Here is a 26,099-nt window from a genome sequence, read left to right as displayed (position 1 = left end):
AAGCCGGGCGACACGTTTAGGCAACGTTGCGCAATTACCTCCAAGATGGATATTGTGCACTGCACAAAAACCTTGACTTCCGCCAGCGCATTCCTATTTTTTGCAATGCAGCAGAGGTAAGGCCGTTCCCGGCTTGAGTCGTCGCCGTGGTGCGACCCTCGGGCCAATCCGGTCCCTGCCTCGCCGCATTGCAGGAGCCGTAACGCCATGGCCGATCAAACCAAGGACGAAGGGACGCTTCCCGACGTGACGCCCAGCCCCGCCCCCCAGGCGGATGGCGCAGCGCCCGTCGTGGCTGCCGATCCCGCCCCCGCGGTCGAACCGACCGTCGCAGCGGCACACGCGACGGAGCAGGCAGAACCGACAACCGCCGCCCGTCGTGCACGCAAGCTCGTGACCCCTGCAGTGGCATCGGCAGAGCCGGCGCCCGCCACACCCCCCGCCCCTGCGGCAGAGCCCACCGTGGCTGCGCCAAAGGCCGCGGAAGCAGTGGCAGCGCCGGACGCATCGCCCGTTTCGGAGCCAGTTCCCGCCAAGGCGCGCAAGCCGCTCGCCAGCCGCGTGACCAAGCCCGAACCGGCACCGGCCACCAAGCCGGTGAAAGCGATCGCGGCCAAGCCGCTGCCGGCCCGGACCGTTGCCGCCAAGGTGGCGCCGGCCCAGCCTGCCAAGGCCACGCCGGCCAAGCCCAAGCCCGCCCCCGTGGCGGCGCGCGGGCCGGGCAGCGCAAAGCCGCCGGTCACGGCACCCAGACCAGGAACCGGTATCCCCCACGCGATGGTGCCGGCCCCGCTCAAGACCCGCGTGAACCATGCCGCCGCGCCCGCGGCTTCCAGGAAGGAACACCCTATCATGACCACCGCCAACGAATTTTCCGACAAGTTCCAGTCCGCTTTCAAGGACGCTTCTGACAAGGCCAAGGCCGCCTTCGAAAAGAGCCAGGCCGCCTTTGGCGATGCCGGCGAATTCGCCAAGGGCAACGTCGAAGCCGTCGTGGAATCGAGCAAGATCCTTGCTTCGGGCCTGCAGGAACTGACCAAGGGCTATGCCGCCGAAGGCAAGTCCGCGATGGAAACCCTGACCGCCGAAATCAAGGAACTGGCCAGCGCCAAGTCGCCGACCGAATTCTTCGAAAAGCACACCGCCCTGATGCGTAAGCAGTTCGACGCAGCCGTGGCGGCCAGCAGCAAGCACAGCGAAGCCGTGCTCAAGCTCGCCAACGAAGCGTTCCAGCCGATTTCCAACCGCGTCAGCCTCGCGGTCGAAAAGATGAAGGTCGCCGCCTGATCGGCACCTGATTCGCCCGGCCCAGCCTGTCTTGCCCACCAGGGCAAGGCGGCTGGATCGGGCCACTATCCTGGACAAGCACCAGCGGCATCAAGGCAGCCGACGCCCCACCATGGCGGCGTGGCTGCCTGTTTGCTTTGATGCGCGGCGCTTTCCTGGCCCCCACCGGGCCCACTGTGTATCGCAAACAGGGCGCGATTTGCCGTTTCGGTAACGTTTTTCGGGCAGGGCTGCCCGAACGCCCCCTTGTCGCGGGGCGGCTGCGATGCGATATTCAGGGTTCCGATGCACAGATCCGCTTCTCACTCGGCGTCCGCCGCCCCCCTGCCGCGCGCTGCCCGCGCCCCTCTTGGCGTGCGTCCGGCGTCCGCAGCACCGCTCATGGCGGGCGACAACGGCGATACCGACGATGGCGACATGATCGGCCTGGCCACGCGCACCCGCGCCCGGCCCAAGAAGCCCAGCATGTTCAAGGTGCTGATGCTCAACGATGACTATACCCCGATGGAATTCGTGGTGATGGTCCTCAAGCGCTTCTTTCACATGGATCTGGAGCAGGCCACCCGCGTCATGCTGCACGTGCACCAACGCGGCGTGGGCGTGTGCGGCATTTTCCCTTATGAAATCGCGGAAACCAAGGTGAACCAGGTGATGGATTTCGCCCGGCAGAACCAGCACCCGCTGCAATGCACGCTGGAAAAGGCCTGACGCCAGGGAGTCGCTGACGCTGCGTTAGCGTCAATGCAGCCGGCTTTCCTCGATCATCTCACGCGCCAGGGCGCGCAACAGCGCGGCGAGCCAGGCCATCGCCAGTGACTTTGCCTCGCGCGAATGAGCGCCGGCGCCACTGGGCAGGACAATCTGCGCGGAAAAGCGCCCGTCTTCCAGCCGCCCTCCGCTGAATGCCGCCGCCGGCGGGATGAGCGCCAGCGCCGCGCTTTCATAGGCACCCGAATCAGCCAGCAGGCTTACCCAAAGGCTGTCATTGTCGCCCGCCACGCCTTCGGGTGCGAGGGCGACATCGCCCAGGGCGCGCAGCGTGCGTTCAAAGCCCAGGCGCTGTTCATCGGGCGCCAGGGTTTCGCAACGATCGGCCAGCGCGGTCAATTCCTCTGGCCGGGCGCTGCACCGCGCCAGCCGCCCTTGCCACCACTGTGATCCAGACGTCACGAAATTCACGGCCTGTTCCCTTGTCCGTGGCGCCAGCCCGGCAGGAATCAACACGGCATGATGGTGCCTTGTCATCACGCCTTCCTGATCGCCCGGTCCAGCGCGGAAGCGTTTTGTCAGTTCTACATCCACAGATGTCCCGCGCCGCAGGCATTTCGGCCTCGGTGCGTTGTATTTTGGCGGAACCCACCGCAGCCATGGGCGTTCCCGATGGCCAGCGGCAACCTTTGCGCCTTGTGCCAAACGCCGCGCCAGGAGGCTCGCGTGGCAGCACTATTATCAATCAAGGGGACAGGCAATAACTTTAGTTATTAAACGCCCCTTTGTCACGGCAGGGGCAGCCAGCCCCGCTGGTGCGGCATTTTCGCCTTTCGCATCGCCGCGAAGCGGGCTAACCGACACGGACACCTGCACGGCGCCCCCGGGCGACGTTGCTTGCCCCTTGACGCCCACACGGTGAAACGCCCGAACGTGAAATTCCTCAGCGCCATCGACAGGTACATCGCCCGCCTGGTGATCGTGCCCATGCTGGCCGTGTTCGTCCTGGCAGCATCGCTGCTGGTGCTGGACAAGATGCTGCGGCTGTTCGACTTTGTCGCCACCGAGGGTGGGCCGGTCACCGTCGTGTTCAAGATGCTGATCAACCTCTTCCCGGAATATGCGAGCCTCGCCATTCCGCTGGGGCTGATGCTCGGCATCCTGTTCGCCTTCCGCAAACTGGCGACCAGTTCGGAACTCGACGTGATGCGTGCGGTGGGCCTGTCCTATACCCGCCTGCTGCGGGTGCCCTATCTCTTCACCCTGGTGCTGGCTGGGGTCAACCTGCTGATCGTGGGCTATATCCAGCCCCTGAGCCGCTACTACTACGAGGAATTGCAGTACGAGCTGGGCTCTGGCGCGCTGGGCGCCTCGATCAAGGTGGGCGAATTCAACGCGTTGCAGGATCGCACCGCACTGCGCGTCGATTCCAGCCGCGACGACGGGCGCGATCTGGAGGGTATCTTTGCCCGCCTGGTCACGCCCAAGGGCCAGACCATGACCATCTCCGCGCGCGAGGGGCAGTTCTTTGCCAATCGCGAGAACCGCGACACGATCATCCTGCGCCTGACCGATGGCCAGATCGTCCAGGATGGGCCCGACCTGGCCTCGCCGCGCGTGCTGACCTTCGCGTCACACGATCTGCCGATCGACCTGCCCAAGATCGCCCAGTTCCGCCAGCGCGGCGACAAGGACCGCGAATACATCCTGCCCGAGCTGCTCAAGATTGGCTGGAACAAGGCCTATTCGCAGGACATGCGCAACAAGAGCAAGGCCAGCCTCAACTACCGTTTGGTGGAAGTGGTGATGATGTTCCTGCTGCCGCTGCTGGCCGTGGCCCTGGCCGTCCCGCCCAAGCGCTCCACCTCGGCGTTGGGGGTGTTCCTGTCCATCGTGATGGTGGTGGCCTATCACAAGGTCAACGAATATGGGCAGGATGTCGCCAGCCTGGGCCGGCTGGATCCTGCCCTGGCGCTGTGGGGACCGTTCGCGCTCTTTGCCGCACTGATCATCTGGATGTACTGGCGCCTGGCCTATGTGCCCGGTGGCCAGCCGATCGGCGCGCTCGAAACCGCCTTTGCCAAGGTTGCCAGCCGCGTGCGCAAGCTGTTCGCGCGCCGCCGCCGTGGCGACATGATCGACCCGCCAGCACAGGACGATAGCCTTGCAGCTTGATATCTTTCCATCCGCGACGATGACGCGCTACATCGGTAAGATGTTTGCCGCGCGCGTCGTCGCCGTGCTGCTGATGCTGGTCCTGGTCCTGCAGATGCTCGATCTGCTGGGCGAAAGCGGCGAGATCCTGGCCCATCCTGGCAATGGCCAGGCGCAGCTGCTCACCTATGTGGGCCTGCGCGCGCCGCAGCTGGTGGCCAAGTTCCTGCCCTATTCGGTGCTGCTGGCCACGATCATCACGCTGTTCACGCTCAACCAGAACAGCGAAGTGATTGCGATGAAGGCCTCAGGCCTGTCGGCACACCAGGTGCTGGCGCCGCTGTTCCTGGTGGCCGGCGTGATCGCGATCGGCAATTTCGCGTTCAACGAGCGGATCGTCACGCGCTCCACCGCCACGCTCAAGGCCTGGCAGGCGGCCAATTATGGCCCCCTGCCCACCGATACCCAGGTGCGCAGCAACGTGTGGCTACAGGATGGGCCTAACATCCTCTACGCCCGCACGGTGACTGGCGAGGGCAATGCCATGCGCATGACCGACGTGACCTGGCATCGCCGCGATCCCACCGGCATGGTCACCGAGATCGTCCGCTCGCCGGCCGCCACCTATGCCAATCCCGGCTGGCGCCTGACCCGGCCGACCACGTTTGACGTGCAGAGCGCGCGGCGTACCCAGGATAATGGCGATGCCGTGTTCGCCACCGGCGTTACGCCCACCCAGATCCTGATCCGCAAGGCCGATGCCGATGCCGAATCGCTGTGGCACCTGACCGGCTCGATCCAGGCGATCCGCGCTGCCGGGCACAGCACCAGCGAGCTGGAAAGCCGCTGGTGGCACAAGATTTCCGGGCCGCTGTCGGCCATGCTCATGCCGCTGCTGGGCGCGGTGGCCGGCTTTGGCCTGGCCCGCTCGGGCCAGCTATTCATGCGCGCGGTGATCGGCATGGCGCTGGGCTTTGCCTATTTCGTGGTCGACAATGCCGCGCTCGCCATGGGCAGCTTTGGCGGATACCCGCCGCTGATCGCGGCCTGGGCACCCTTCGTGCTGTTCTTCCTGATCGGCGAGGCCGTGCTGATCCGCACCGAGGAATGAAAAAAGCCCCACGCCGGACAAGACCGGCGCGGGGCTTTTTCAGGGCGCGACTGCTGGTGAAACGTCAGCCCTTGGCGCGCGTGCCCATGGTCGAGCGCACCAGCCGCGCGAGCAGCGGGAACAGCCCGGCATAGTTGGCCCGCTCATAGGTCGATTCCAGCCCAAGATGGCCGCGCAGCCGACGGTGGCATTCGGCCAGCGAGTGATAGGGCATCGACGGCAGCAGGTGGTGCAGCGCGTGATAGCGCAGGCCCACCGGCGCCCACATCGCGCCCCATACGCCCGGCGGCGGCACGTTGACCGAATCGAGGTATTGCCCGGTCACGGTCATCTGCTCGCCTTCGTTCTCCCACAGGTGGGCCACCAGCGTGCGCACCTGGTTGAGCAGCGCGGCCAGCGCGATCACGCCCAGCGCGATCAGCAGCGGCAGCCAGCCATGCGTGGCCGACCAGCCCAGCACGGCCCAGGCCCACAGCGTGGCGCCCAGTTCCTGCCAGAACACCATGCGCGCCATGGCGCCTTCCGGCTTGCGCCGGCGGAAGCCGGGATTGATCGAGAGCGAAGAGGTGCGCTCCCACACCAGCGTGCGCAGCGGCGGCACGATCACGCCCAGCGGCACCAGCACGGCCGAACGCAGCAAGAGGCCGACCGGCAGCAGCAGCGCGGTGGCGGTAAACAGCGGCAGCGACCAGGGCTTCATCAGCGCCAGAGGCAGGTATTCCGGGTCTTCGCTGGTGCCATAGCGGATGCGCGAATGGTGCAGCGAATGCACGCCTTCATACATGAACGAGGGCATCAGCACCGGAATGCCAACCACCAGATTCCAGACGAAGCGGAAACCCGGCAGGGCATCGCGATGCATATGCGTCAGTTCATGGATGAACAGCAGCGCGCGATAGAGCGCCAGTGCCGAGAACACCCCGAGCGCCACGACCACGCCCCAGTTGCCGCCGCGCAGCGCGGTGGCAATCGCCAGGCCCAGCGCGCCATAGCCGAGCAGCGCCGACACCAGCATGTCGGGCCAATAGATTTCCGGCCGGGCGCGGGCGATATCCCGCGTCAATTCGGCCGCAGCGCGCAGCATCTCCTTGTCCTCGGGCGTGCCGGCAAGGCCGGGCGCGCGATGGGCAGGCGTGGACGTCGCAGCGGGGAGCGTGGCAGCTGGCGCAGCGGAGGCCGCAGCAGCAGGTGCGTCGCTCTGTTCAGCAAATTCGGTGACAAGCATGGCAAAAACGGTTCCCAAGAAACCCATGTTACACCAGGCAAAAAACCTGCCTGGCGGGTGATCGCCGGTCCGCCTGGGCTCGTCCGGCTTGACAAGTCACCGGATAGCACCGCAGGCATCCGGGACAGCGCGCGTATAACTCAAAACAAAGGCGATATCGTGGCAGGCGAAGTAGTCATCACCCCCGTTGCAAACAAGGCCGAACGGGCCGCCTTTGTCGATCTGGCCTATCGCATCAACGCATCTGACCCCAACTGGGTGCCGCCGCTGCGCATGGAAGCGATGGAACTGATCACTCCGGGCAAGAACCCGTTCTTCGAACACGCCGATGTGCAGCTGTTCCTGGCGCGGCGCGACGGGCGCATCGTTGGCCGCATTTCCGCCCATATCGATCACCTTGCCGTGGCGATGGACCCGGTACAGGGCATGGGACCTGGCACCGGCAACTGGGGCCTGCTGGAAGCGGAAGACGAAAGCACCGCCCACGCCCTGATCGCGCGGGCCGAAGAGTGGCTGCGCGCCAAGGGCATGACCCGCGTGCTCGCGCCGCTGTCGATGTCGGTCTGGGAAGAGCCGGGCCAGTTGACGCTGGGCTTTGACCATCCGCCCACGGTGATGATGGGCCACCAGAGCGAACGCTATCAGCACTATATCGAAGCGCTGCCCTATACCCCGGCCAAGCAGTTGTTGACCTATGAGCTGGACATCACCAAGCAGTTTCCGCCGCTGATCCAGCGCATCGTGCAATCGGGCGAGAAGAACGCCAAGATCCGCATCCGCAATGTCGACAAGAGCAAGTTCGACAGCGAAGCGGCGATCATCCTCGACATCCTCAACGATGCCTGGTCGGACAACTGGGGCTTCGTGCCGTTTACCCAGACCGAGATCGGCTATGCCGGCAAGAAGTTCAAGCCGATCGTGCGCGAAGACCTGATCATGGTGGCCGAGTACGAAGGTGAGCCGGTGGCCTTCATGATGACGCTGCCCGATCTCAACGAAGTGATGAAGCCGATGGGCGGAAAGCTGTTTCCGTTCAACTGGATCAAGCTGCTGCGCTGGCTGAACAAGCCGCGTTGCCGCACCATGCGCGTGCCACTGATGGGCGTACGCAAGAAGCTGCAATCCTCGCGCCTCGCGAGCCAGCTGGCCTTCATGATGATCGAATATATCCGGCGCAATTCGGTGCAGCACTATGGCGCCTCGCGCGGGGAAATCGGCTGGATCCTGGATGACAACCAGGGGATGATCGCCATTGCCGACGCGATCGATAGCCACGTCAACAAGCGCTATACGATCTACGAACGCGCGCTTTGATCCACCGCCCGCGCCTGCGGAACGCGCGGGCGCAACAGGCGTTGTTCCCGGCGGGTTAGCCTTGCATAGGCCAAGGCAAGCCCCACTTGGGCGCCGGCCCTTGCACCCGCGTGCAAGGCGGCCGGAGAAGGGAAAGCAGGCCATGCAATTGTTCGGTCATCCCGGCGCGCCATCCGGCCCGGCCGGCGGCGGGTTGGGCAATGCCCTGGTGGTCGAGGATGAGGCCATCGTGGCGCTGGCCATGGCCGACAGCCTGGCCCAGGCCGGGGCGGATACCGTGGCTACCTGCCACACCACCGCCCAGGCCCTGATCGAGATGCAGCGCCTGCGTCCCTCCATCCTCGTGCTCGACGTGCACCTGGCCGATCGTGACGACGGCTGGGCCCTGGCGGAACTGGCCATGGCGATCAGCCCGAATCCACCGCTGATCATCTTTTCCACCGGCACGCCGGAAAGCATCCCACCGCACATCGCCGAACTCGGCCACGTGCTGGCCAAGCCCTTTCCACCCGATGCCCTGGCCAGCCTGGTGCAGCGCCATGGCCGCCAGGCCGGCCTGCTCGGCCGCCTGCGCAATGCTTTGACGCGCTGATCACGGTCAGGGGTTGCAGCCACCGGGCGCACCGCGTGTGTCGCTGTGCGTACACGCCCACGAAAAAGGCCTCCGCCGGGGATTGGCGGAGGCCTTCGGGATCGTATCACCAGCCGCTTGGACGGGAGGGGGGGTCTCGGCGGTGACATGCCTTTAACGGGGTGCCCCGAAATCGGTTCCCACCTCGCCGAAAAAAATCGGCATTATTTTGCAATTTCGCCCCAATCCCCCAAATCCTCGAGCCAAGCACCTTAGATGTAAGGTCTTTTCGGCAAGCCCTGGGGATCGAAACCAACCATCGCCCGCACATTGTCCAGGCGGGGAATGTGGATGCCCGTGCCCATCCAATCCACCTGGCCAGCCTTGCGCAGCGCCTGCAACGTGCGGTTGGTATGCACCAGCGACAGGCCCAGCATATCGGCCACCTGGCCCTGCGTGATCGGCACGCGCAACGTGGCAGACGGGCCGATCTGCGGCGCGATGCCGGTCTGCAAGCCGCGCTCCACCAGCCACAACGCCAGATAGGCCACGCGCTCGCGCGCCGGGCGCTGGCCCAGCGCCACCAGGTGCTGCTCCAACGCATCTTCCTCGCGCGCCGAAAGCCAGATCACGTCATAGGCAAAGCGGGGTTGCGCCGTAACCAGTTCCATGAAGCGATCGCGCGGGAACATGCACAGCCGCGTATCGGTGAGCGCGGTGACGCCATGGCTCATCTCGCCATCGAATGCGGCCTGCAGACCGACCAGATCGCCCGGAAACATGATGTTGACCACCTGCCGGCGCCCATCCTCGAGCAGGCGATAGCGCATCAACACGCCTTCCAGCACGGTGAAGAGCCGATCGCCCGGCGCACCCTGGCGCAGCACTTCCTCGCCGCGCGCCACGCTGCGTTCGCCACTGCGATGGCGCTCGATCCATTCGCGCTGCGCCGTATCGGGGGCCACCAGCCCGGGCCGATCGCGCAGCGGACAGGTACGGCACGCTTGATTCAATTGCCGGATATCTACGGCACCCTGGCCGCCGCCGGCGCTTCCGCCTCCTCTGTGCACGCTGTCTTACACTCCTGCCTACCCGGCAACGGCCACCCTGTTGGGCGCCATGATCGGGCATGTCCGGTCCCACGGCTATGTCAAATGACATAAACGAGTTCCCGGTTCCCGGATAGAGCGCGCCGCCGCAGGCCAGCCAAGCCCCCCACCCGCTGCCTGCGCGCCGGAGCGCGTTGCAATGATTGCCGATTACATTCTGGTGCTGGAAGACAACGTGCTGGTTGCGATGGAAATCGAGGACGAGCTGACCGAACGCGGATTTCGCGTGGCCGTGGCCGTGGACATTGCCGAAGCCGAAGCCCTGGTCGCACAAGAGACGCCGCGGGCTGCCCTGCTCGACCTGCGCCTGCCCGATGGCCATTCCGCGCCGCTGGCGCTGCACCTCGTCGCACAAGATTGTACCGTGGCACTGATTTCCGGGGCAGATTCGGGCATGATCCCGGCCTCGCTGGCGGGCGTGCCGCGCTTTCCCAAGCCGGTCGGCGTTTGGGAACTGGCCGATTGGGCTACCGGTGTGTTCGATCCGCAAAAGTGAGCGGCACAGCGGCGTGCCCATCGGCATGCCGCACCCGTCGATGCAAAAACGCATATTGGTTCGGGAACCGAAACCGGCGTAAGGCATTGAGGGGTGCATTGCGTATCCAGGAAGGGGTTTAAATGTCGCTGGGCGCCAAAGTAGCTACCAATCTTCCCTATCTGCGCCGCTATGCCCGGGCTTTGACCGGAAGCCAGCAGACCGGCGATGCCTTTGTGCGTGCCACGCTGGAAGCGGCTCTTGCCGATGCAGACCTGCGCAGTGCCATCGGCGAAGGCCGCGTGGCGCTCTATCGAGCCTTCAACAAGGTCTGGTCGAGTGCGTTCGTCGATACCCTGGATCATTCCGGCGGTAGCGATCTGGGCCTGCACGAAACCGCCGCGCAGGAACGCCTGGCGCACATCACGCCGGCCAACCGCCAGGCGCTGCTGCTGGTCACGCTCGAAGATTTCTCGGTTGCCGAAGTGGCCGAAATTCTCGACCGCACGCCGGCCGATGTCGAAGCCCTGGTGCAGGAAGCGATCGAGGAAATCGACCGCGAGTCCTCGACCAGCGTGCTGATCATCGAAGACGAGCCGCTGATCTCGATGCAGCTGGAAGATCTCGTCCGCTCGCTGGGCCACGATGTGTGCGGCATGGCCGCCACCCGCACCCAGGCGCGCGACATTGCCAGCCGCGAAACGCCGGGCCTGGTGCTCGCCGATATCCAGCTGGCCGATGGCTCTTCGGGCCTCGACGCGGTGGACGATATCCTCAAGCTGGTCGATGTGCCGGTGATTTTCATCACCGCCTATCCCGAACGCCTGCTGACCGGTGACCGGCCCGAGCCGACCTACCTCATCACCAAGCCGTTCCAGGAAGCGACCGTGCGCGCCGCGATCAGCCAGGCGCTGTTCTTCGGCTCCAGCCGCCCGCTCTCTTGATTTAGCGGCCACCCCGCCAGGGGTGTACTTACAGTTCCCTCGGGAAAGGCCGGGCCAATTTGGTCCGGCCTTTTTCATGCGCCATTTCCGCGCTCGCGGGCGGCGCCCTTGATGAACCGGCCTTAGGTGGGTCGACCCTCGCGGATGGCAAAAGAGCCACGCTCGCGCACCGGAATGATCAGGGTGCAACGCACACCGTCGGCTTCGAACCGCAGGTCCACCGGATTGCGCAGTTCGTGGGCGACGATCTTCTCGATCAGGTCGGTGCCAAAGCCGCGCTTGCGCCCCGCCTTGGGATCGATCGCCGGTCCGCCATGCTCCCGCCAGGAAATGCGCGCGGTGGTTTCGCCCGCCAGTTCCCAGCGCACCTCGACCCGGCCCCCCGGCACGCTGAGCGCGCCATACTTGGCCGCGTTGGTCGCCAGTTCGTGAATCGCCAGGCCCAAAGACAACGCATCGTTGGGCGCCAGTTGCACATCGGGCCCGCCCATGTCGACATGGTGGTCGGTGCCCTGGGCATAGGGAGCCAGTTCGGCCCGAATCACCAGATCCACCGGCGTGGCGCCCCAATCCGACTGGGTGAGCAGATCGTGCGTGGCCGAAAGCGCGCGAATGCGCCCTTCCAGGCTTTCGACAAAGCTGTCGAGATCGCGCGCGCGGCGGCGGGTCAATGCGATGATCGACAGCACGTTGGCCAGCGTGTTCTTCACGCGGTGGTTCAATTCGCGCGTCAGTGAATCGCGGATAGAGGATTGCTGTTCGAACCAGGCCAGGGCCACGCGGTCTTCGGCGACCTGCTGGCTGACCAGCCGCGCAAGGACCAGCAGCAGCGTTGCCACCAGCAGGCCGAACAGCAGCGTCATGACCGACAGCATGCTCAGCACCATAGCCGGCGGCGCTTCCACCACCAGCAGCCAGCGCCGGCCCGCCACATCGACCCAGCGGCGCACCACCCGCCCCGACCGCGCGGCAGGGCTTTCCTGGGCAAGCAGATCGGCATTGGTTTCGGTGCCATCGTAGAGGCGCACGCCCAGCGGCGTATCAGGATCGGTTGGCAGCGAGGTCCGCAGGAATTCATCGGCGGCAAATGGCGTGAACACGAACCCGCGCAGGGTGCGGCTGCCGTCATCACGGCTGGCGCCGAACACCGGCATGTACATGACAAAGCCAACCTGGTCGCTGACATGGCCGGCATGCACCAGCTGCAGCTTGCCCGAAACGATCGGCCGCTCTTCCAGCTCGGCGCGATCCATGGCGATGCGGCGCACCGGATCGCTGGCCATGTCAAAGCCGATCGACTGGCGGTTGCGCGCGGTTTCGGGCACCAGGTACATGACGGGCACGGCATAGCCACGCTTGGCAAAATCGGCCGGCCGCACCGCAAACGGCGGCGTTGGCAGCATGGGCGCACCGTCTGCATGGCCGCCGCCGCTGCGCATCACGCGCTCGACCATGGGCACGTCTTCGCTCGCCACGCGCATGCCCCAGCCAAGGCCGTTGACGCCGCTGGCGCTGCCTTCCATCTGCAACTGGCCGACGAAAGAGCGGAACAGCGAGGCTTCGACCGAGCGGCGCGTGGCAAACAGGGCGGCGGCGGAACGCAGATAGGCGGCGTTGCCGTTGGCACGCCGTTCAAGGCCGGACGAGACCTCCTGGGCCACCTTGTCCAGCTGGGCAATCTCGCGCTGACGGTCCGCGCGCTCGATCGCGAAAACGCTGAGCGCGGTCACGGCCATGGTCAGCGTGAAGATTCCCACCGGCAAGGCCCGCGGAAAGCGCTCGTACCATCTTGGGGCCAGATTTTTCTGGGAGAGCAGTTTCTCCACGTGCCCGTGCGATCCCTTTACCTTGCCATACCCAAAACGTGCGGCGTGCGCCTGCGTAGCCCATGCCGCCTGATCATGCCCGATGCAACGCACGGCGCAAGCACCTGTGCCCGCAACTGGCCGACAATTATGTGGTTTTCACAGCGCAAAGCGCCGCGCCGGGCTTCCGGCACGGTCTTGGTGATTTTCACGGGAACCGATTGCGAGCGGTTTCGTTCCACATGCGCAACAACCCAAGACCGATAACCCAAGACATCGGGCACCTGTGATTCTGGCGGCCCCATGGTCTATGCATGGACAAACGGCCAGCCACGTCAGGCGCATCCGATCCGTTCATCCGCAAGACCCATGGGGGGAGGCGAAGCCGAAAGCGAATGTCGAAAGATAAACCTATGAAAAACCCGGGGACCCGACGTCGCACCAGCGCGCGGGCGAACTCGCCCGAGTGGGCGGACGGTTTGCGCAAACTCTACGATTCCGTCGTAGAAGAACCCTTGCCCGACAGCTTCGCGCAGTTGCTCGACAAGCTGGACGGCGATGCGCATGGCTGATGCCCCACGCCCGTCGGCAGACACCAAGGGCGATACCGCTGCCTCCGCCCGCAACGCCGTTGCGTTCAAACGCGAACTGACCGGTGTCATTCCGCACCTGCGCGCCTTTGCGCGTGGTCTGTGCGGCCGTCCCGACCTGGCCGACGACCTGGTGCAGGAAACTCTGCTCAAGGCCTGGGCCGCGCAGGAACGGTTCGAGCCGGGCACCTCGATGCGCGCCTGGACCTTCGTGATCCTGCGCAATGCTTATCTCACCGACATGCGCCGCAACCGCTTTCGCGCGGAGTATGACGAGACAGTGGCCGAACGCGTGCTGGTCGCGCCTGCCGGACAGGAAAGCCCGCTGCACCTGTCGGACATGCACCGCGCACTGCTCACCCTCCCGCCCGAGCGGCGCGAGGCCCTGCTGCTCGTCGGCGCCGGTGGTTTCTCCTACGAAGAAGCCGCGCAGATTTGCCAATGCGCCGTGGGCACGATCAAGAGCCGCGTCGGCCGCGCCCGCGCTGCCCTTGCGCAGATGATCGATACCGGGCAGCTGCCGCGTCGCAGCACGGGTGATGCCGTGGCACACGATGCGATCATGCACGAGCTTGATACCACGGTTCAGTCTGGCCACTGACGGTTACGCTGGCGGTTCTGGCCCCGGCCCGCGATCGGGCTGGGGCCGCCCCTGCCTTGGCTTGGGCAGCACTGCACCAGTCACGCGGCAAAGCGCGGCCGCATCACCGCCAGCCCCTTGATTGCGCCCCGGCGCAAGCCCAAGACGGCGAAAGGCGAATCACCGCCAGATTCAGGCCGTGCCCCCCTTGTCCATCAGCGATTCCATCAGCGATGCCGATCCCCTCTCCGCCGCGCCGCCTGCCGCGCCGGATACGCTCTTGCACGCCGAACCGGGGGTGCAGACGCAGCAAGCCCGCCTGCAATCGGCCATCCTGCTGTTGCTGGGGCTGGGGCTATTCTTTGGCCTGCCATTCGTGCTGTCGATCGGATCGGTGGTGTTCCTGCCCCCGGTCACCGCGATCGTGCTGACGATCGTGCTGGCCCCGGCGGCGGATCGCCTGGTGCGGCTGGGCCTGCCCAACATGCTTGCTTCGTTTCTGGCCCTGCTGCTGCTGATCGCGGTGGTGGTCGTCGCGCTGTCGCTGATCCTGCAGCCGGCCTACGACATGGTGGACCAGGTGCCGGCGATGGCGCGCCGCGTCTCCCTGCGCTTTGCCGAACTGCGCAGCAACCTGGCGTGGATGAACGACATCAACCGCCAGATCGCGCGCCTGACCGGCTCTACAGCCACGCGCGAAGTGGTGGTGGCATCACCCTCGGTGATCGAGCAGGTGGCCTTCGCCACGCCCAGCGTGCTGATCGAAGTGCTGCTGACCTTCCTGTTGACCTTTTTCATGATCGAATCGCGCATCCGCACCAAGCGGCGCCTGCTGTTCGATCGCCACAGCTTTGGCGCCTCGGTCCGCATCGCCCGGGTGATCCGCGCGGTGCAGGATCGCGTCGCCTCGTACATTCTCACCGTCGCGCAGATCAACCTGGGCGTGGGCACGATCGTGGCCGCAGGATCGTGGGCATTCGGCTTTTCTGCGCCGATCATGTGGGGCGGGCTCGCCTTCGTGCTCAATTTCCTGCCCTATGTCGGGCCACTGGTCATGGTCGCGCTGCTCACCCTGGTCGGTGTCGGCACGGCCAGCACAGTGGCGCTGGGCCTGCTGCCGGCGCTTGCGTTCCTCGGCCTGCATGCGGTGGAGGCCAACTTCGTCACGCCCTCGATCCTGGGCGCGCGGCTCACGCTCAATCCGGTCTCGATCCTGATCTCGATCAGCTATTTCTCGTGGATCTGGGGCACGCTGGGGGCGCTGCTGTCAGTGCCGATCCTGCTGACGCTGACGGCCCTGGTCGATCACCTGGGCCGGCCGAACCTGGTCGGCTTCCTGTTTGGCGAGCCGCTGTTCCAGCCGGGCCTGATCGCGCAGGATGAATTGCGCCATCCCGAAGACTATGCCGGGCACGAGGGTGATATGGCCAGCGACGAGACCGGCCGCCCGTTGCACCCGCGCACGCCACAAGGCGCCTGACCCAACCGCGCCGCATACAAAAAAGGGCAGGCCGCGCGGCCTGCCCTTTTTCATGTCGTCATCGCGGTGCGATGATCAGGCCGGATAGGCCCAGAGCGAACCACGGCCGAGGTTTTCGGCGGCAAAGCCCCAGTTCAGGTGCTTTTCGATCACGCCCTTGAGATAGTCGGGACGCAGGTTCTTGTAATCGACGTAATAGGCGTGTTCCCACAGGTCGATCACCAGCAGCGGGTTGCCGCCCAGGTCGGAATAGGTGGCAGCGTCGTGGGTCTGTTCGACCACCAGCTTGCCATCCTTGGCCACCAGCCACACCCAGCCCGAGGCAAAGTGCGCGGCGCCCTGCGCGGCCAGTTCAGCCTTGAGCGCATCGAGCGAGCCGAACGAGGCTTCGATCGCGGCGGCAAGGTCGCCGGTGGGTTCGCTGGTTTCGGGGGTCAGGCTGTGCCAGTAGAAACCGTGGTTCCAGGTCTGGGCAGAGTTGTTGAACAGGCCCTTGTCACCCTTGGCTTGCGCGGCAGCGACGATGTCTTCCAGGCTCTTGTCGGCCAGATCGGTGCCGTCGATGGCGGCATTGGTCTTGTCGACATAGGCCTTGTGATGCTTGCCGTGGTGGGTCTGCAGGGTCACTGCCGAGATCGTGGGGTCCAGCGCGCTGTCGGCATAGGGCAGCGGGAGAAGGGAAATCGCCATGGTCGCTCCGTTTCGTCAGGGAAAATCGGCAATGCCAAACCAACGCCTCAGGCGGGCATCGGTTGCCATTGCGGCCTATGGCATTTGACAGCGATTTCCAGTGAATTTTTCTGATCGTGCTGCAAGCGCAAACTGATCAATCCTCGTGCGCGGCCACGGCGGCCGTCACCGCCACGTCCATCGTCACATTGCCCAGCGTGCGCATCAGATCGGGCAGCATTTCCACCGCCACCAGCAGCGCAAGCGGTTCCACCGGTACGCCCATGGCCAGCGCGATCGGGCCGATCGAGGTGACGAAGCTGATCGTGCCCGGCAGGCTCACCGCGCCAAAGCTCATCACGCTGGCCACGGCAAAGCCGGCCAGCATGTGCCAGCCATCCACCGGCACGCCAAACCAGTGCGCCACATAGATCGCCACGGCAAAGTTCATGGCCGGCCCGGTGCCGCGAAACAGCGCCACGGCCAGTGGCAAGACCAGTTCGCTGGTCGCGTCGCGCATGCCCAGCGTGCGGCAGGCGTTGAGCATGGCCGGCAGCGAGGCGAGCGAAGACTGGGTGGACAGTGCCAGCGCCTGCGCCGGCAGCATCGCGCGGGCAAAGCGGATCAGCGGCAGGCGCCCGCCCAGCACCGCCAGCGGATAGGCCGCGAGGAACACCACCGTGCCGGTCAGCGCCACGATCATCACATAGTGCGCCAGCGCGCCGATCGCGGCGGTGCCGCTCTTGGCCGCCACCACCAGGCTGAGCGCGAAAACGCCCACCGGCCCGCACCACAGCACCCAGCCGATCACCACCAGCATCGCCCCGGCAATGCCTTCGAAAAAGACCGTCAGGCTTTGCCGTTGCGCGCTGCGCAGCCGCGTGGCCGCCATGGCGAACACCCCGGTGAACAGGATCACCGGCAGGACCGCATCGGCCGCTGCGGACGTGAACACGTTGACCGGCACCATCGAGGTGATGAAATCGCCGAACGCCGGCATGGTCGTGGCCGTGCCCGCGGCCGCCGCGCCGACATTGGCGCGCAGCGCCGCGCCCGCGCCTTGCGGGATCGGCACCAGCGCCAGCAGCGTGGGCGTGAACAGACCGGCCATGGCCGAGCCGCCCACCAGCACGACCATGAACCAGGCCAGCGCCCGCCGCGCCATCGCCCCGGCGCGGGCCGCCGCTACGGTCTGTACAACGCCGGTGAACAGCAGCGCCACCACCAGCGGCATGATCGTGGCCCGCAGCGCGCGCAGCCACAGATCGCCCACCGGCCCGGCCACGGCCAGGATCGGCGGCAGCGCGGCCGGCGCGGCAAAGGCGAGCGCCAGGCCCAGCGCCAGCCCGCCGACCAGCCCCAGGAAAATCCACAGGGCCGGCACATGGGCCATAGGTGGAAGCCCCCCTTCGGGAGCGGATGACGGATCGGTAATCGCTTGGTTCATGCCATGGTGAGAATAATGGTGTAGGAGGCACATGCAATGGCGCCTTGGTGGCGCCACGCAAAGGGACAAGATCTTCGCGATGGGACGAAAATTCTTCGGCACCGATGGCATCCGGGGCCGGACCAATGCCGGGGTGATGACCGCGGCAACCGCCATGAAAGTGGGCCAGGCCGCCGGCACCTATTTCCAGCGGGGCGATCATCGCCACCGCGTGGTGATCGGCAAGGACACCCGCCTGTCGGGCTATATGCTGGAAAACGCGATGACCGCCGGGTTCACCAGCGTGGGCATGGACGTGGTCCTGCTCGGCCCGATGCCGACGCCCGCCGTCGCTATGCTCACGCGCGAAATGCGCGCCGATGTCGGCGTGATGATCTCGGCCAGCCACAATCCGTTCGAAGACAACGGGATCAAGCTGTTCGGCCCGGATGGCTTCAAGCTTTCCGATGAAGACGAACTGGCGATCGAGGCCATGCTGGAGGATGAGCTTGACCTGGCGCCGGCCAGCGAAGTGGGCCGTGCCCGCCGCATCGAGGATGCGCGCGGTCGCTATATCCACGCGGTCAAGGCCTCGCTGCCGCATAACCTGCGCCTCGACGGGCTGCGCATCGTGGTCGATTGCGCCAATGGCGCGGCCTATACCGTGGCGCCCTCGGCGCTGTGGGAACTCGGCGCCGAAGTGATCGCCATCGGGGTTGAGCCCAATGGCAAGAACATCAACCTCAATGTCGGCTCCACCCACTTGGACGCGATCAAGGCCAAGGTGCGTGAAGTGCGGGCCGACATCGGCATTGCGCTCGATGGCGATGCCGACCGCCTGATCGTGGTCGATGAAAAGGGCCAGACGGTCGATGGCGACCAGATCATGGCGCTGATCGGCAGCCAGCTCGCCGCACGCGGCGCGCTGACCGGCGGCGGCGTCGTGGCCACCGTGATGTCGAACCTGGGCCTCGAACGCTTCCTGCGCAGCAAGGGGCTGGACCTGGTGCGCACCGCCGTGGGCGATCGCCACGTGCTGGAAAAGATGCGCGAGGGCGGGTTCAACGTGGGTGGTGAACAGTCCGGCCACATGATCCTGACCGATCACGCCACCACCGGCGATGGTACGATCGCGGCGTTGCAGGTGCTGGCCGCGCTGGTTTCCAGCGGCAAGCCGGCCAGCCAGACGCTGCACCTGTTCGATCCCGTGCCGCAACTGCTCAAGAACGTGCGCTTTGCCGGCGGCAAGCCGCTCGAGGCCGAAAGCGTGCAGGAGGCTATCGCCGAGGCCGAGGCGCGGCTCGCTGGCCGCGGCCGCCTGGTCATCCGCCCCTCGGGCACCGAGCCGGTGATCCGCGTCATGGCCGAGGCCGACGATGCCGAGGAAGTGGCCGAAGTGGTCGACGCCATCTGCAATGCCGTGCGCAAGGCTGCGGCCTGAGCGGAGAACCAGACATGCTTGCCATGCACCCCGATTGCCAGAACTGCGGCACCGAGCTTCCCGCCGAAGCGCCCGGCGCTTTCATCTGCTCGATGGAATGTACGTTCTGCGCCGAATGCGCCGAGGACCTCGATGACCGCTGCCCCAACTGCCAGGGCGAACTGATGGACCGCCCGACGCGGGCCAAGGCGCTCCACGCCAAGTACCCGCCCGCGCGCGAACGGCGCTACAAGCCTTAGACCCTAGCATACTTGCACGCCCTCTCCCCTGCGCGCATGATCGCGCCAGGGAAGAGGGCAACAGCCATGCACGAACACGAATGGCGTCGGCAGATCGTGAACGAGATGCATCTGCGTCGCTGGCCCGTGCTGCGCGCGCCGATGCAGGTGGTGCAGCAGGTGCGGCTGGTGGACGATGCCGCGCGCGATGCCGAATGGGCAGCCTGGGCCGCCATGCCCGAAGGTGGCGAGGTACGCCGCGCCGATCGCCGCCACGTTTCGGGCACCCTGGCCGGTGGCGTGTCGTTCACCTGGGAACGGCATAGCGAGGCCAGCACCCAGACGCTGTTTGCCCCGCTCGATAGCGATATTTCCGCAGCCATCGCCTGGATGGAAAGCCTGCCCGGCGCGACGGTGCGCGCCACGCGGCTGGTGATCGTGGCCGACGAGGCCGCCGCCGCCCAGGTGATGCCGGCCATGGGCCTGGTGCACGATGACCTGGTCTCGTGCCACGTGGCCGGGCCGATGCGCATCTGGTCAGACTTTCACATCGGCGAGGATGGCTATGGCCGCATGCTGGTGGCCGCATGCGGGTTGGAAGGGGGCGACCTGACCCGCGCGGTGCAGCGGTTGCAGGAATTGAGCAGCTATCGCAACCTGGCACTGCTCGGCCTGCCAGTGGCGCGCGCGGCCTGGCCCCGGCTGGACCAGGCCGAAGCAGACCTGCGCCGCCTGGGCGAGGCGCTGACCCGCGACGATGTGCGCGACGATGACCTGATGGACCAGCTTTCCGGCCTGTCGCTGGCGATTGCCGCCGTGGCCAGTGCCACCGACTACCGCATGAGCGCGACTGCCGCCTATGCCCTGCTGGTGGAAGAACGGCTGGCCGATCTGGCGCCGCGCCCGATTCCCGGCTTTCTCTCGCTGGGCGAATTTACCCAGCGCCGCTTCCTGCCGGCGGTGCGCACTTGCGCCGCATTTTCCCGTCGCGAACGCCAGGTGGCGGCGCGCGCCGGGCAGTTTACCGCCCTGCTGCGCGCCCGCATCGAGACCCGCATCGAAAACCAGAACGGCGCGCTGCTCGCCTCGCTCGAACGCAGCGCGGTGCGCCAGTTGCGCCTGCAACACCTGGTCGAGGGGCTGTCGGTGGTGGGGATCAGCTATTATGCCACGGCGCTGATCGGCCATGTGCTGGAAGGCGGGGAAAGCCTGGTGCACTTCGATGCGCGCCTGGCGGTGGGGGTGGTCACCCCGCTGGTGATGCTGGCCACCTGGCTGGCACTGCGCCGTGCCCGCCGCCAGGTACTCGATCACCCCTCACCGTGATATTTTCACTACCCGTGATATTATCGATATTACGGGTCAGACCGCTGCTTCGGCCATCCGCGCGGCAAACCACGGCTTCATCCGCGCCAGCGCGTCTTCCACCTCGGCGGTGGAAACGGCGAAGCTGATGCGGAAGAAGCGGCGCCCTTCGACCGGATCGAAATCAATGCCCGGTGCCGTGGCCACACCGGTATCTTCCAGCAGCTTGAGGCAGAACGCCATCGAATCGTCGGTCAGGTGGCCGATATCGGCCCAGACATAGAATGCGCCATCAGGCGGCGCGATGCGGGCCAGGCCCAGCGCCGGCAAGGCGTCGAGCACCAGTTGCCGATTGCGGGCATAGGCCGCGACATGGCCCTGTAACTCGTCCTGGCATTCGAATGCCACCAGCCCGGCATTCTGGCTGAGCACCGGCGGGGTAAGGAACAGGTTGCCCATCCGCGCACGGGCCTGGTCGACCAGCGCGGGCGGCACCACCAGCCAGCCAAGGCGCCAACCCGGCATCGAGAAGTACTTGGAAAAGCTGTTGATGATCACCGCCTCGGGATCGACGGCAAGCAGGGTCTGCGCCTGCGCCCCGTCATAGGTGAGGCCGTGATAGATCTCGTCGCTGATCACCGCGATGCCGCGTGTCTGGCAGACCTTGATGATGGCCGCCAGTTCATCGGGTGCGATCACTGTGCCGGTGGGATTGGCCGGGCTGGCCAAGATCAACCCGTCAGGCGCCGGCTCCATCGCGGCCAAGGCGGCAGCCGTGACGTTGAAGCGTTCCTGCGGGCCACACACCAGTTCGACCGGCTCCATGTGCAGCGCACGCAAGGTATTGCGATAGGCCACATAGCCGGGCCGGGCGATCGCCACCCGCGCGCCGGGGGCAAAGCGCAGGGTCAGCGCCATGACCAGTGCCGGCGAGGCACCACAGGTCAGCACCACCTGCGACGGATCGACCGTGACGCCGGCGGTTTCGTGGTAATGCCGGGCAATGCGCTCTTTCAGCGCCTGGCTTTCCCAATAGCCCTGCGCCTGGGTATCCAGCACGTGGTGGGCACGGGCAATCGCGGCCGCGGGCGCGCTGGTGGACGGCTGGCCGAATTCCATGTGGATCACCGGCCGGCCGGCCGCAGCCGCGTCGGCGGCGATACGGTGCGCCAGGGTGGAAACGGCAATGGCGTGAAAGGGTTCGATCTGTGCAGTCATGGGCATGGCGCGGGTAACACGATTCAGGCGGCGGGTATATCCACCCATGGTGATGGCTGCGCCTACGGGACTGACAGGCGGATGAACCAGCCGTAATCTGCCCGCCATCGGCGGTTTGGCGGGCATCAGGCACCTGCCTTGCCGGTAACACCACACAACAGGCGATGATCGATGGCACACTCTGGGCAACACCGAGACGCCGCCACGGCGGGGCAGAGCCAGGACAACGGCATTCCCGCCGGGCCGGCCACGCCGGTCAACGCCGCGCAGACCACCGACCTTGCCGGAAACCCGCTGGACACGGCCAATGCCAGCGGCCCTTGCACCACGGCCCAGGCACGCGCCAGCCTGGCACAATGCCGAACCGCCACCGGCAGCGGCATTCCTGCCGCGCCGCTGGCGCTGGTCGCGCTGGCCTGCGCCCTGCTGGCGGCCGGCGTGTGGACCTTGGCCGGGCAGGAAATCCGCAAATGGATCGATGGCCAGGGATGGGATTGGCAGGCCGCCTCGCAGCGCACGGGCAGCCATGGCCGCGCCGCCCGTGCGCTGCGACGGCGGCGACGCCTGGCGCTTGCCATGATCGTCGTTGCGCTGGCGCTTGGCATCGTCGGCCTGGTCGCCGCGCCGCAGGGCTGAACGCCCCGCCGCCCTGGGCGTGGTGGGCAACAGCGACCCTTTGCCTTGGCAGCGGGCATGGGGTACAGCAACATCCTGACATAGCCCGGACCAGGCTGCCCATGACGCATTCGGACTCTTCGCTGCTGCTCGACCTCTACGGCTCGGTAGAGCATGAGGCGCGTTGGCAGGTCGTGCTCGATACGCTGCGCGATCGCATGGGCCTGGAAAGCGTGGTGGCGCAGGTGCTGTCTTCGGCCCGCTCCTGCCTGCAACAGGTGTGGACGGCGCGGGATTCGGTATCGTTGCGCCATGCGGCCATTCACGATTCCTGGGCCAATTCCGGCGCCAATCCCCGCTTTCATCGCCAACGCGCGCTGCGCCATCCCGATACCGGGATCGGCAGTGATTTCCAAAGCCTGGATCATTCCGAAAACGAACATCGCGCCATGCGCGAAGGGTTGGCGCGCTGCGGATTGGGGCCGGCGTTCTGGGTCGATTTCGGCCTCAGCCCGAACAGCCATTTCTCGCTGGTGTTCCATCGCAAGCCCGGTGATGACCGCGACGTCAACGCCGGCGAGGTGGAATTCCTGCAGCAGTTGCAGCCCCACCTCAGCCAGGCGGTCAGCCTGTGGCTCAAAACCTCGGAAAACGCGGCGCGGGTGCGCACGCTGGAACAGGCGATCAGCGCCACCGACCTGGCCATGACCAGCTGCGATCGCACGCTGCGCGTGGCATGGAGCAATCCGGTGGCCGAGACGCTCCTCGCCTATAACCGGCACCTGGGCGTGCGCAACGGCATGCTTACCGCGCACAACGCGCAAGCCAATGCCGCGCTCAAGGCGCTGGTTGCCGATGCCGCCGTCGGCCATGCCGATGTGCTGGCATTGGGCAGCCCGGGAGACGATCCGCTGCATGTGCGGGCCGTGTCGGGCGCCAACCAGGCCGGCATCGGTGCGGCCGCGCGCGATGAAGTGCTGCTGCTGATCGCGGCGCCGGAACGCCGCGTCCAGATCGTGCCATCAGCCTTGGCGCGCCTGTTCCGCCTGACAGGAGCAGAAGCGCAACTGGCCGCTGCCCTGGCCGCCGGCGACACGGTCAGCGAATATGCCGCCCGCCGCGGTATTACCACCGGCACTGCGCGCATCCAGCTCAAGCAGCTGTTCGGCAAGACCGGCACCGGGCGCCAGGCCGATCTCGTTCGCCTGATCCTGCATTCGCTCTCGGCCCAGGGCAACGGCACCCTGCCCCCGGTACCCGTTCCGCCACGCCCAAACTGAGATCGCAGACTATATCCCATATGGGAGGTGCAGGGCCGCAACCTCTGGCCCCATCATCCCCCGCGACAAGGCGGAACGGACGCGTTCCAAACCGCCGCAGCATGAGGGATAGAAGATGCAGCCCAGACATTTCCATTCGTTCGCAGGCGCTCCCGTGGCCCTGGCCATGGCCCTGGCCTGGAGCAGCGGGCCGGCACTGGCGCAGGATGGCAGCGGCACGCCGGCAACTGCAACAAGCGCCGATGCCGCCCCCGGCGAAATCGTGGTCACGGCCACCCGCCGCGCCGAATCGCTGAGCAAAGTGCCGCAATCGGTCACCGCGCTCAGCCAGGCCTCGCTCGATGCGCGCGGCATCAAGGACATTTCGGGCGTCGTGCGGCAGACGCCGGGCATCCAGTTCGATCCCAACGGTTTCGGCAACCAGACCAACATCGCCATTCGCGGCATCAGTTCCACCGTGGGGGCGGCCACCACCGGCGTCTATATCGACGATACCCCTATCCAGAGCCGCGTCGTGGGCTATTCAACCACCAACGCCTTTCCCGCGGTGTTCGATCTGGCGCGCGTGGAAGTGCTGCGCGGGCCGCAGGGCACGCTGTTCGGCGCCGGTTCGGAAGGCGGCACGGTCCGCTTCATCACCACCCAGCCCAGCCTTACCGACACGCATATCTATGGTCGCGCCGAAGCCTCGGCCACGCAGGGCGGCGCCGCCTCGGGCGAGCTCGGCGTGTCGATTTCAGCGCCGCTGGTGCGCGACAAGCTCGGTCTGGCGGCCAGCGTGTGGTATCGCCACGATGGCGGGTGGATCGACCGGCAGGATGCCAATCCCATCCTGACCAACGCGCCCTATCTCAAGAACGTCAATTCGAGCTGGACGCAAGTGGCGCGCTTTGCGCTCAAGTGGGCGCCGGTCGAAGGCGTCGAAATCACGCCCTCGCTCTATTACCAAAAGCGCGTCAACAACGACACCAGCCCATGGTGGGAAAACAACGGCCTCGCTCCCAGCGATCCGGGCTACAAGGCGCTGTCCAACCCCAGCAAGGGCCAGTACGTCAGCGGGGCGCCCAATGGCTCGCCCGATCGCGATCGCTTCTATCTGCCCGCGCTCAACATCAGCGCCGATCTCGGCGGCGCACAACTGATCAGCAACACCTCTTACTATGTGCGCGATCAAAGCGGCGAGATCGACTATTCCACGATCTGGCCGGCGGTCTTTGCCGGCACGCCCTGGGTCGGCACTGATCACAAGGCCCTGGCCTATATGCGCAACGACCAGCGCACCTTCACCCAGGAAGTGCGCCTGCAATCGAACAACAACAATGCACCGTTCACCTGGGTGATCGGCGGCTTTTATGCCAAGTCGGTCCAGCATTTCGCCGAACAGGTCTATGACCCCAACTTTGCCGACATTTTTGGCGGCGTGCCGCCCGAAGTGGTGCTCGGCGTGCCGCTGGTCGATGGGCTCTATTCGCTGGCGGGGAGCGGGCGCGGCGCCGACGAACAGCTGGCCGGTTTTGCCGAAGGGTCGCTCAAGCTGACCGACACTCTCAAGGTAACCGCCGGGGTGCGCGTGGCGCACACCAAGTTCGAAGGCAATTCGCTGTTCCAGGGTCCGGTCTCGGGCTATCAGTTGCAGGACCAGCAGTCGGTCAGCGAAAACCCGGTCACGCCCAAGTTCGCGCTCAACTGGCAGGCCACGCCAACCACGCTGATTTATGCCACGGCGGCCAAGGGCTATCGCATCGGCGGCACCAATGCGCCGGTGCCGCTCAGCCAGTGCGGGACGGACCTTGCCAACTATGGCTTTGCCAATGTGCCCAGCACCTACAAGTCCGACAGCCTGTGGAGCTATGAAGCCGGCGCCAAGACGCGCGTGGGCGGGGTAAGCCTGGCAGCCAGCGCCTACCACGTGGATTGGAGCAACATTCAGCAGAACGTCTATCTCCAGCATTGCGGCGCGCAGTTCACTGCCAACCTGGGCAAGGCACGCAGCCAGGGCTTCGACATCCAGGCGACGGCCCGGATCAGCCCCGCGTTCACCCTGGATGGAACGCTGGCCTATACCGACGCGCACCTGACCCAGAATGTCAGCGGCCAGCCCAATCCCCAGGCCGGCCAGCTGATCGCCGCAGTGGGTGATCACCTGGAAACCCATCCGTGGACGGCCACGATCGGCGCCAATTATGAAGCGCCGGTCGGCAGCGCCACGGCCTATCTGCGCGCCGACTATTCGTACAAGAGCAAGGCCAGGATGTCGGCCGTCACCGACAGCAGCACCAGCAGCTACGATCCCGGCGCCTATGCCCTGCCCCAGGTGCACTATGCCAGCCTGCGCGCCGGGCTGCGCAAGGGCGCCTATGATCTCTCGCTGTTTGTCGACAACCTGACCAACGAAACCACGATCCTGTCCCGCTCGATCGAGGTGAGCGGCGTTGGCACCTATCGCAACCTGTCACAGCGCCCGCGCACGTTCGGCCTCACCCTGCTGATGCGCCAGTAATGCCGGGTGCCCCGCCAAGGGGCACCCCCTGCACTGGGCCGGAAGCACCCTGATGCTTCCGGCCACTTTTCCCC

The 26,099-nt window shown here is 66.0% G+C and carries 24 protein-coding genes; 17 read left to right on the top strand and 7 right to left on the bottom strand.

The annotated features are described in order from the left end of the window. Window positions 1-207 precede the first annotated feature (207 nt). Both ABIC78_RS01940 and clpS read left to right on the top strand, forming a co-directional pair. Window positions 208-1,287 carry a TIGR01841 family phasin gene (locus ABIC78_RS01940; RefSeq protein ID WP_354487505.1) on the top strand — a complete coding sequence of 360 codons (1,080 nt, stop codon included), beginning with the start codon at window positions 208-210 and terminating at the stop codon, window positions 1,285-1,287. A 381-nt stretch (window positions 1,288-1,668) separates the two neighbouring features. After that, entirely contained in the window at window positions 1,669-1,995 is a 327-nt protein-coding gene (gene clpS / locus ABIC78_RS01935; protein WP_354487503.1) for an ATP-dependent Clp protease adapter ClpS, read from the top strand. Between the two features lie 30 nt (window positions 1,996-2,025). Here clpS and ABIC78_RS01930 read toward each other — a convergent pair whose 3' ends face one another. Further along, window positions 2,026-2,457, bottom strand: a complete 432-nt coding sequence (locus ABIC78_RS01930) for a hypothetical protein (protein WP_157088861.1) — start codon at window positions 2,455-2,457, stop codon at window positions 2,026-2,028. A 471-nt stretch (window positions 2,458-2,928) separates the two neighbouring features. Between ABIC78_RS01930 and lptF the strand changes: the two genes are divergently transcribed. Both lptF and lptG read left to right on the top strand, forming a co-directional pair. Continuing rightward, the gene (gene lptF / locus ABIC78_RS01925; protein ID WP_354487501.1) at window positions 2,929-4,170 is read left to right on the top strand and encodes an LPS export ABC transporter permease LptF; all 1,242 of its coding nucleotides are present in this window, start codon (window positions 2,929-2,931) and stop codon (window positions 4,168-4,170) included. Next, a complete protein-coding gene (lptG, locus tag ABIC78_RS01920) occupies window positions 4,160-5,260 on the top strand; it encodes an LPS export ABC transporter permease LptG (RefSeq protein ID WP_054131808.1) in 1,101 nt (366 codons plus the stop codon). The genes lptF and lptG overlap by 11 nt, the downstream gene beginning before the upstream one ends. A gap of 64 nt (window positions 5,261-5,324) precedes the next feature. On the opposite strand, the gene ABIC78_RS01915 is transcribed toward lptG, so the two are convergent. After that, entirely contained in the window at window positions 5,325-6,485 is a 1,161-nt protein-coding gene (locus ABIC78_RS01915; RefSeq protein ID WP_354487499.1) for a fatty acid desaturase family protein, read from the bottom strand. Between the two features lie 156 nt (window positions 6,486-6,641). On the opposite strand from ABIC78_RS01915, the gene ABIC78_RS01910 reads away from it, so the two are divergent. Next, entirely contained in the window at window positions 6,642-7,799 is a 1,158-nt protein-coding gene (locus tag ABIC78_RS01910) for a GNAT family N-acetyltransferase (RefSeq protein WP_054131881.1), read from the top strand. 142 nt (window positions 7,800-7,941) lie between these two features. Beyond that, window positions 7,942-8,391 (top strand): response regulator, encoded by a 450-nt coding sequence (locus ABIC78_RS01905; RefSeq protein ID WP_054131807.1) that lies wholly within the window; start codon window positions 7,942-7,944, stop codon window positions 8,389-8,391. Between the two features lie 251 nt (window positions 8,392-8,642). On the opposite strand, the gene ABIC78_RS01900 is transcribed toward ABIC78_RS01905, so the two are convergent. Beyond that, the gene (locus ABIC78_RS01900; protein ID WP_051146283.1) at window positions 8,643-9,335 is read right to left on the bottom strand and encodes a Crp/Fnr family transcriptional regulator; all 693 of its coding nucleotides are present in this window, start codon (window positions 9,333-9,335) and stop codon (window positions 8,643-8,645) included. A gap of 283 nt (window positions 9,336-9,618) precedes the next feature. On the opposite strand from ABIC78_RS01900, the gene ABIC78_RS01895 reads away from it, so the two are divergent. Next, the gene (locus tag ABIC78_RS01895; protein WP_062783602.1) at window positions 9,619-9,975 is read left to right on the top strand and encodes a response regulator; all 357 of its coding nucleotides are present in this window, start codon (window positions 9,619-9,621) and stop codon (window positions 9,973-9,975) included. A gap of 122 nt (window positions 9,976-10,097) precedes the next feature. Then, complete coding sequence (locus ABIC78_RS01890; RefSeq protein ID WP_022675674.1) at window positions 10,098-10,898, top strand: response regulator; 801 nt, start codon at window positions 10,098-10,100, stop codon at window positions 10,896-10,898. A 122-nt stretch (window positions 10,899-11,020) separates the two neighbouring features. Here ABIC78_RS01890 and ABIC78_RS01885 read toward each other — a convergent pair whose 3' ends face one another. Beyond that, the gene (locus ABIC78_RS01885) at window positions 11,021-12,655 is read right to left on the bottom strand and encodes a CHASE domain-containing protein (RefSeq protein ID WP_354487495.1); all 1,635 of its coding nucleotides are present in this window, start codon (window positions 12,653-12,655) and stop codon (window positions 11,021-11,023) included. A 443-nt stretch (window positions 12,656-13,098) separates the two neighbouring features. Between ABIC78_RS01885 and ABIC78_RS01880 the strand changes: the two genes are divergently transcribed. The 3 genes from ABIC78_RS01880 to ABIC78_RS01870 all read left to right on the top strand — a co-directional run bounded on the left by ABIC78_RS01880 (window position 13,099) and on the right by ABIC78_RS01870 (window position 15,353). Beyond that, window positions 13,099-13,275, top strand: a complete 177-nt coding sequence (locus tag ABIC78_RS01880; RefSeq protein ID WP_157088860.1) for a NepR family anti-sigma factor — start codon at window positions 13,099-13,101, stop codon at window positions 13,273-13,275. Next, the gene (locus tag ABIC78_RS01875) at window positions 13,268-13,894 is read left to right on the top strand and encodes a sigma-70 family RNA polymerase sigma factor (protein ID WP_028657704.1); all 627 of its coding nucleotides are present in this window, start codon (window positions 13,268-13,270) and stop codon (window positions 13,892-13,894) included. Before ABIC78_RS01880 ends, ABIC78_RS01875 begins: the two co-directional genes overlap by 8 nt. Before the next feature lie 187 nt (window positions 13,895-14,081). Further along, complete coding sequence (locus ABIC78_RS01870; protein ID WP_354487492.1) at window positions 14,082-15,353, top strand: AI-2E family transporter; 1,272 nt, start codon at window positions 14,082-14,084, stop codon at window positions 15,351-15,353. A gap of 75 nt (window positions 15,354-15,428) precedes the next feature. On the opposite strand, the gene ABIC78_RS01865 is transcribed toward ABIC78_RS01870, so the two are convergent. Together ABIC78_RS01865 and ABIC78_RS01860 are read right to left on the bottom strand one after the other, a co-directional pair. Further along, window positions 15,429-16,043: a superoxide dismutase gene (locus ABIC78_RS01865; RefSeq protein ID WP_022675669.1), complete on the bottom strand. Its 615-nt coding sequence runs from the start codon at window positions 16,041-16,043 to the stop codon at window positions 15,429-15,431. A 136-nt stretch (window positions 16,044-16,179) separates the two neighbouring features. After that, complete coding sequence (locus ABIC78_RS01860) at window positions 16,180-17,415, bottom strand: dicarboxylate/amino acid:cation symporter (RefSeq protein ID WP_354487490.1); 1,236 nt, start codon at window positions 17,413-17,415, stop codon at window positions 16,180-16,182. Window positions 17,416-17,548: 133 nt separating this feature from the next. On the opposite strand from ABIC78_RS01860, the gene glmM reads away from it, so the two are divergent. From glmM to ABIC78_RS01845, 3 genes are all read left to right on the top strand, one after another. Beyond that, window positions 17,549-18,889, top strand: a complete 1,341-nt coding sequence (gene glmM / locus ABIC78_RS01855) for a phosphoglucosamine mutase (protein ID WP_354488108.1) — start codon at window positions 17,549-17,551, stop codon at window positions 18,887-18,889. Between the two features lie 14 nt (window positions 18,890-18,903). Further along, window positions 18,904-19,128, top strand: coding sequence for a DUF1272 domain-containing protein (locus tag ABIC78_RS01850; RefSeq protein WP_022675443.1), 225 nt, complete (start codon window positions 18,904-18,906; stop codon window positions 19,126-19,128). A 66-nt stretch (window positions 19,129-19,194) separates the two neighbouring features. After that, on the top strand, window positions 19,195-20,433 hold the full coding sequence (locus ABIC78_RS01845) for a DUF3422 family protein (RefSeq protein WP_354487488.1): 1,239 nt from the start codon (window positions 19,195-19,197) through the stop codon (window positions 20,431-20,433). 36 nt (window positions 20,434-20,469) lie between these two features. Here ABIC78_RS01845 and ABIC78_RS01840 read toward each other — a convergent pair whose 3' ends face one another. Then, window positions 20,470-21,630 (bottom strand): aminotransferase class I/II-fold pyridoxal phosphate-dependent enzyme, encoded by a 1,161-nt coding sequence (locus ABIC78_RS01840; protein ID WP_022675441.1) that lies wholly within the window; start codon window positions 21,628-21,630, stop codon window positions 20,470-20,472. A gap of 171 nt (window positions 21,631-21,801) precedes the next feature. On the opposite strand from ABIC78_RS01840, the gene ABIC78_RS01835 reads away from it, so the two are divergent. From ABIC78_RS01835 to ABIC78_RS01825, 3 genes are all read left to right on the top strand, one after another. Then, complete coding sequence (locus ABIC78_RS01835; RefSeq protein WP_354487486.1) at window positions 21,802-22,266, top strand: hypothetical protein; 465 nt, start codon at window positions 21,802-21,804, stop codon at window positions 22,264-22,266. A gap of 101 nt (window positions 22,267-22,367) precedes the next feature. Then, complete coding sequence (locus ABIC78_RS01830; RefSeq protein WP_107716485.1) at window positions 22,368-23,525, top strand: helix-turn-helix transcriptional regulator; 1,158 nt, start codon at window positions 22,368-22,370, stop codon at window positions 23,523-23,525. A gap of 115 nt (window positions 23,526-23,640) precedes the next feature. Then, window positions 23,641-26,025: a TonB-dependent receptor gene (locus ABIC78_RS01825; protein WP_354487483.1), complete on the top strand. Its 2,385-nt coding sequence runs from the start codon at window positions 23,641-23,643 to the stop codon at window positions 26,023-26,025. The last annotated feature ends 74 nt before the right edge of the window (window positions 26,026-26,099 follow it).

Origin of the sequence: Novosphingobium sp. 1529 (assembly GCF_040544855.1) — a bacterium.
In the GTDB taxonomy this organism is placed as follows: Bacteria; Pseudomonadota; Alphaproteobacteria; order Sphingomonadales; family Sphingomonadaceae; genus Novosphingobium; species Novosphingobium capsulatum.
This window is presented reverse-complemented; position numbering and strand designations above follow the sequence as displayed.

Bases quoted from the DNA above. Each gene is read 5' to 3' on its own strand.
- ABIC78_RS01940 (WP_354487505.1), top strand. From the start codon at position 208: ATGGCCGATCAAACCAAGGACGAAGGGACGCTTCCCGACGTGACGCCC.
- clpS (WP_354487503.1), top strand. From the start codon at position 1,669: ATGGCGGGCGACAACGGCGATACCGACGATGGCGACATGATCGGCCTG.
- ABIC78_RS01915 (WP_354487499.1), bottom strand. From the start codon at position 6,485: ATGCTTGTCACCGAATTTGCTGAACAGAGCGACGCACCTGCTGCTGCG.
- ABIC78_RS01905 (WP_054131807.1), top strand. From the start codon at position 7,942: ATGCAATTGTTCGGTCATCCCGGCGCGCCATCCGGCCCGGCCGGCGGC.
- ABIC78_RS01895 (WP_062783602.1), top strand. From the start codon at position 9,619: ATGATTGCCGATTACATTCTGGTGCTGGAAGACAACGTGCTGGTTGCG.
- ABIC78_RS01890 (WP_022675674.1), top strand. From the start codon at position 10,098: ATGTCGCTGGGCGCCAAAGTAGCTACCAATCTTCCCTATCTGCGCCGC.
- ABIC78_RS01880 (WP_157088860.1), top strand. From the start codon at position 13,099: ATGTCGAAAGATAAACCTATGAAAAACCCGGGGACCCGACGTCGCACC.
- ABIC78_RS01875 (WP_028657704.1), top strand. From the start codon at position 13,268: ATGGCTGATGCCCCACGCCCGTCGGCAGACACCAAGGGCGATACCGCT.
- ABIC78_RS01865 (WP_022675669.1), bottom strand. From the start codon at position 16,043: ATGGCGATTTCCCTTCTCCCGCTGCCCTATGCCGACAGCGCGCTGGAC.
- ABIC78_RS01860 (WP_354487490.1), bottom strand. From the start codon at position 17,415: ATGGCCCATGTGCCGGCCCTGTGGATTTTCCTGGGGCTGGTCGGCGGG.
- glmM (WP_354488108.1), top strand. From the start codon at position 17,549: ATGGGACGAAAATTCTTCGGCACCGATGGCATCCGGGGCCGGACCAAT.
- ABIC78_RS01850 (WP_022675443.1), top strand. From the start codon at position 18,904: ATGCTTGCCATGCACCCCGATTGCCAGAACTGCGGCACCGAGCTTCCC.
- ABIC78_RS01845 (WP_354487488.1), top strand. From the start codon at position 19,195: ATGCACGAACACGAATGGCGTCGGCAGATCGTGAACGAGATGCATCTG.
- ABIC78_RS01840 (WP_022675441.1), bottom strand. From the start codon at position 21,630: ATGACTGCACAGATCGAACCCTTTCACGCCATTGCCGTTTCCACCCTG.
- ABIC78_RS01835 (WP_354487486.1), top strand. From the start codon at position 21,802: ATGGCACACTCTGGGCAACACCGAGACGCCGCCACGGCGGGGCAGAGC.
- ABIC78_RS01830 (WP_107716485.1), top strand. From the start codon at position 22,368: ATGACGCATTCGGACTCTTCGCTGCTGCTCGACCTCTACGGCTCGGTA.
- ABIC78_RS01825 (WP_354487483.1), top strand. From the start codon at position 23,641: ATGCAGCCCAGACATTTCCATTCGTTCGCAGGCGCTCCCGTGGCCCTG.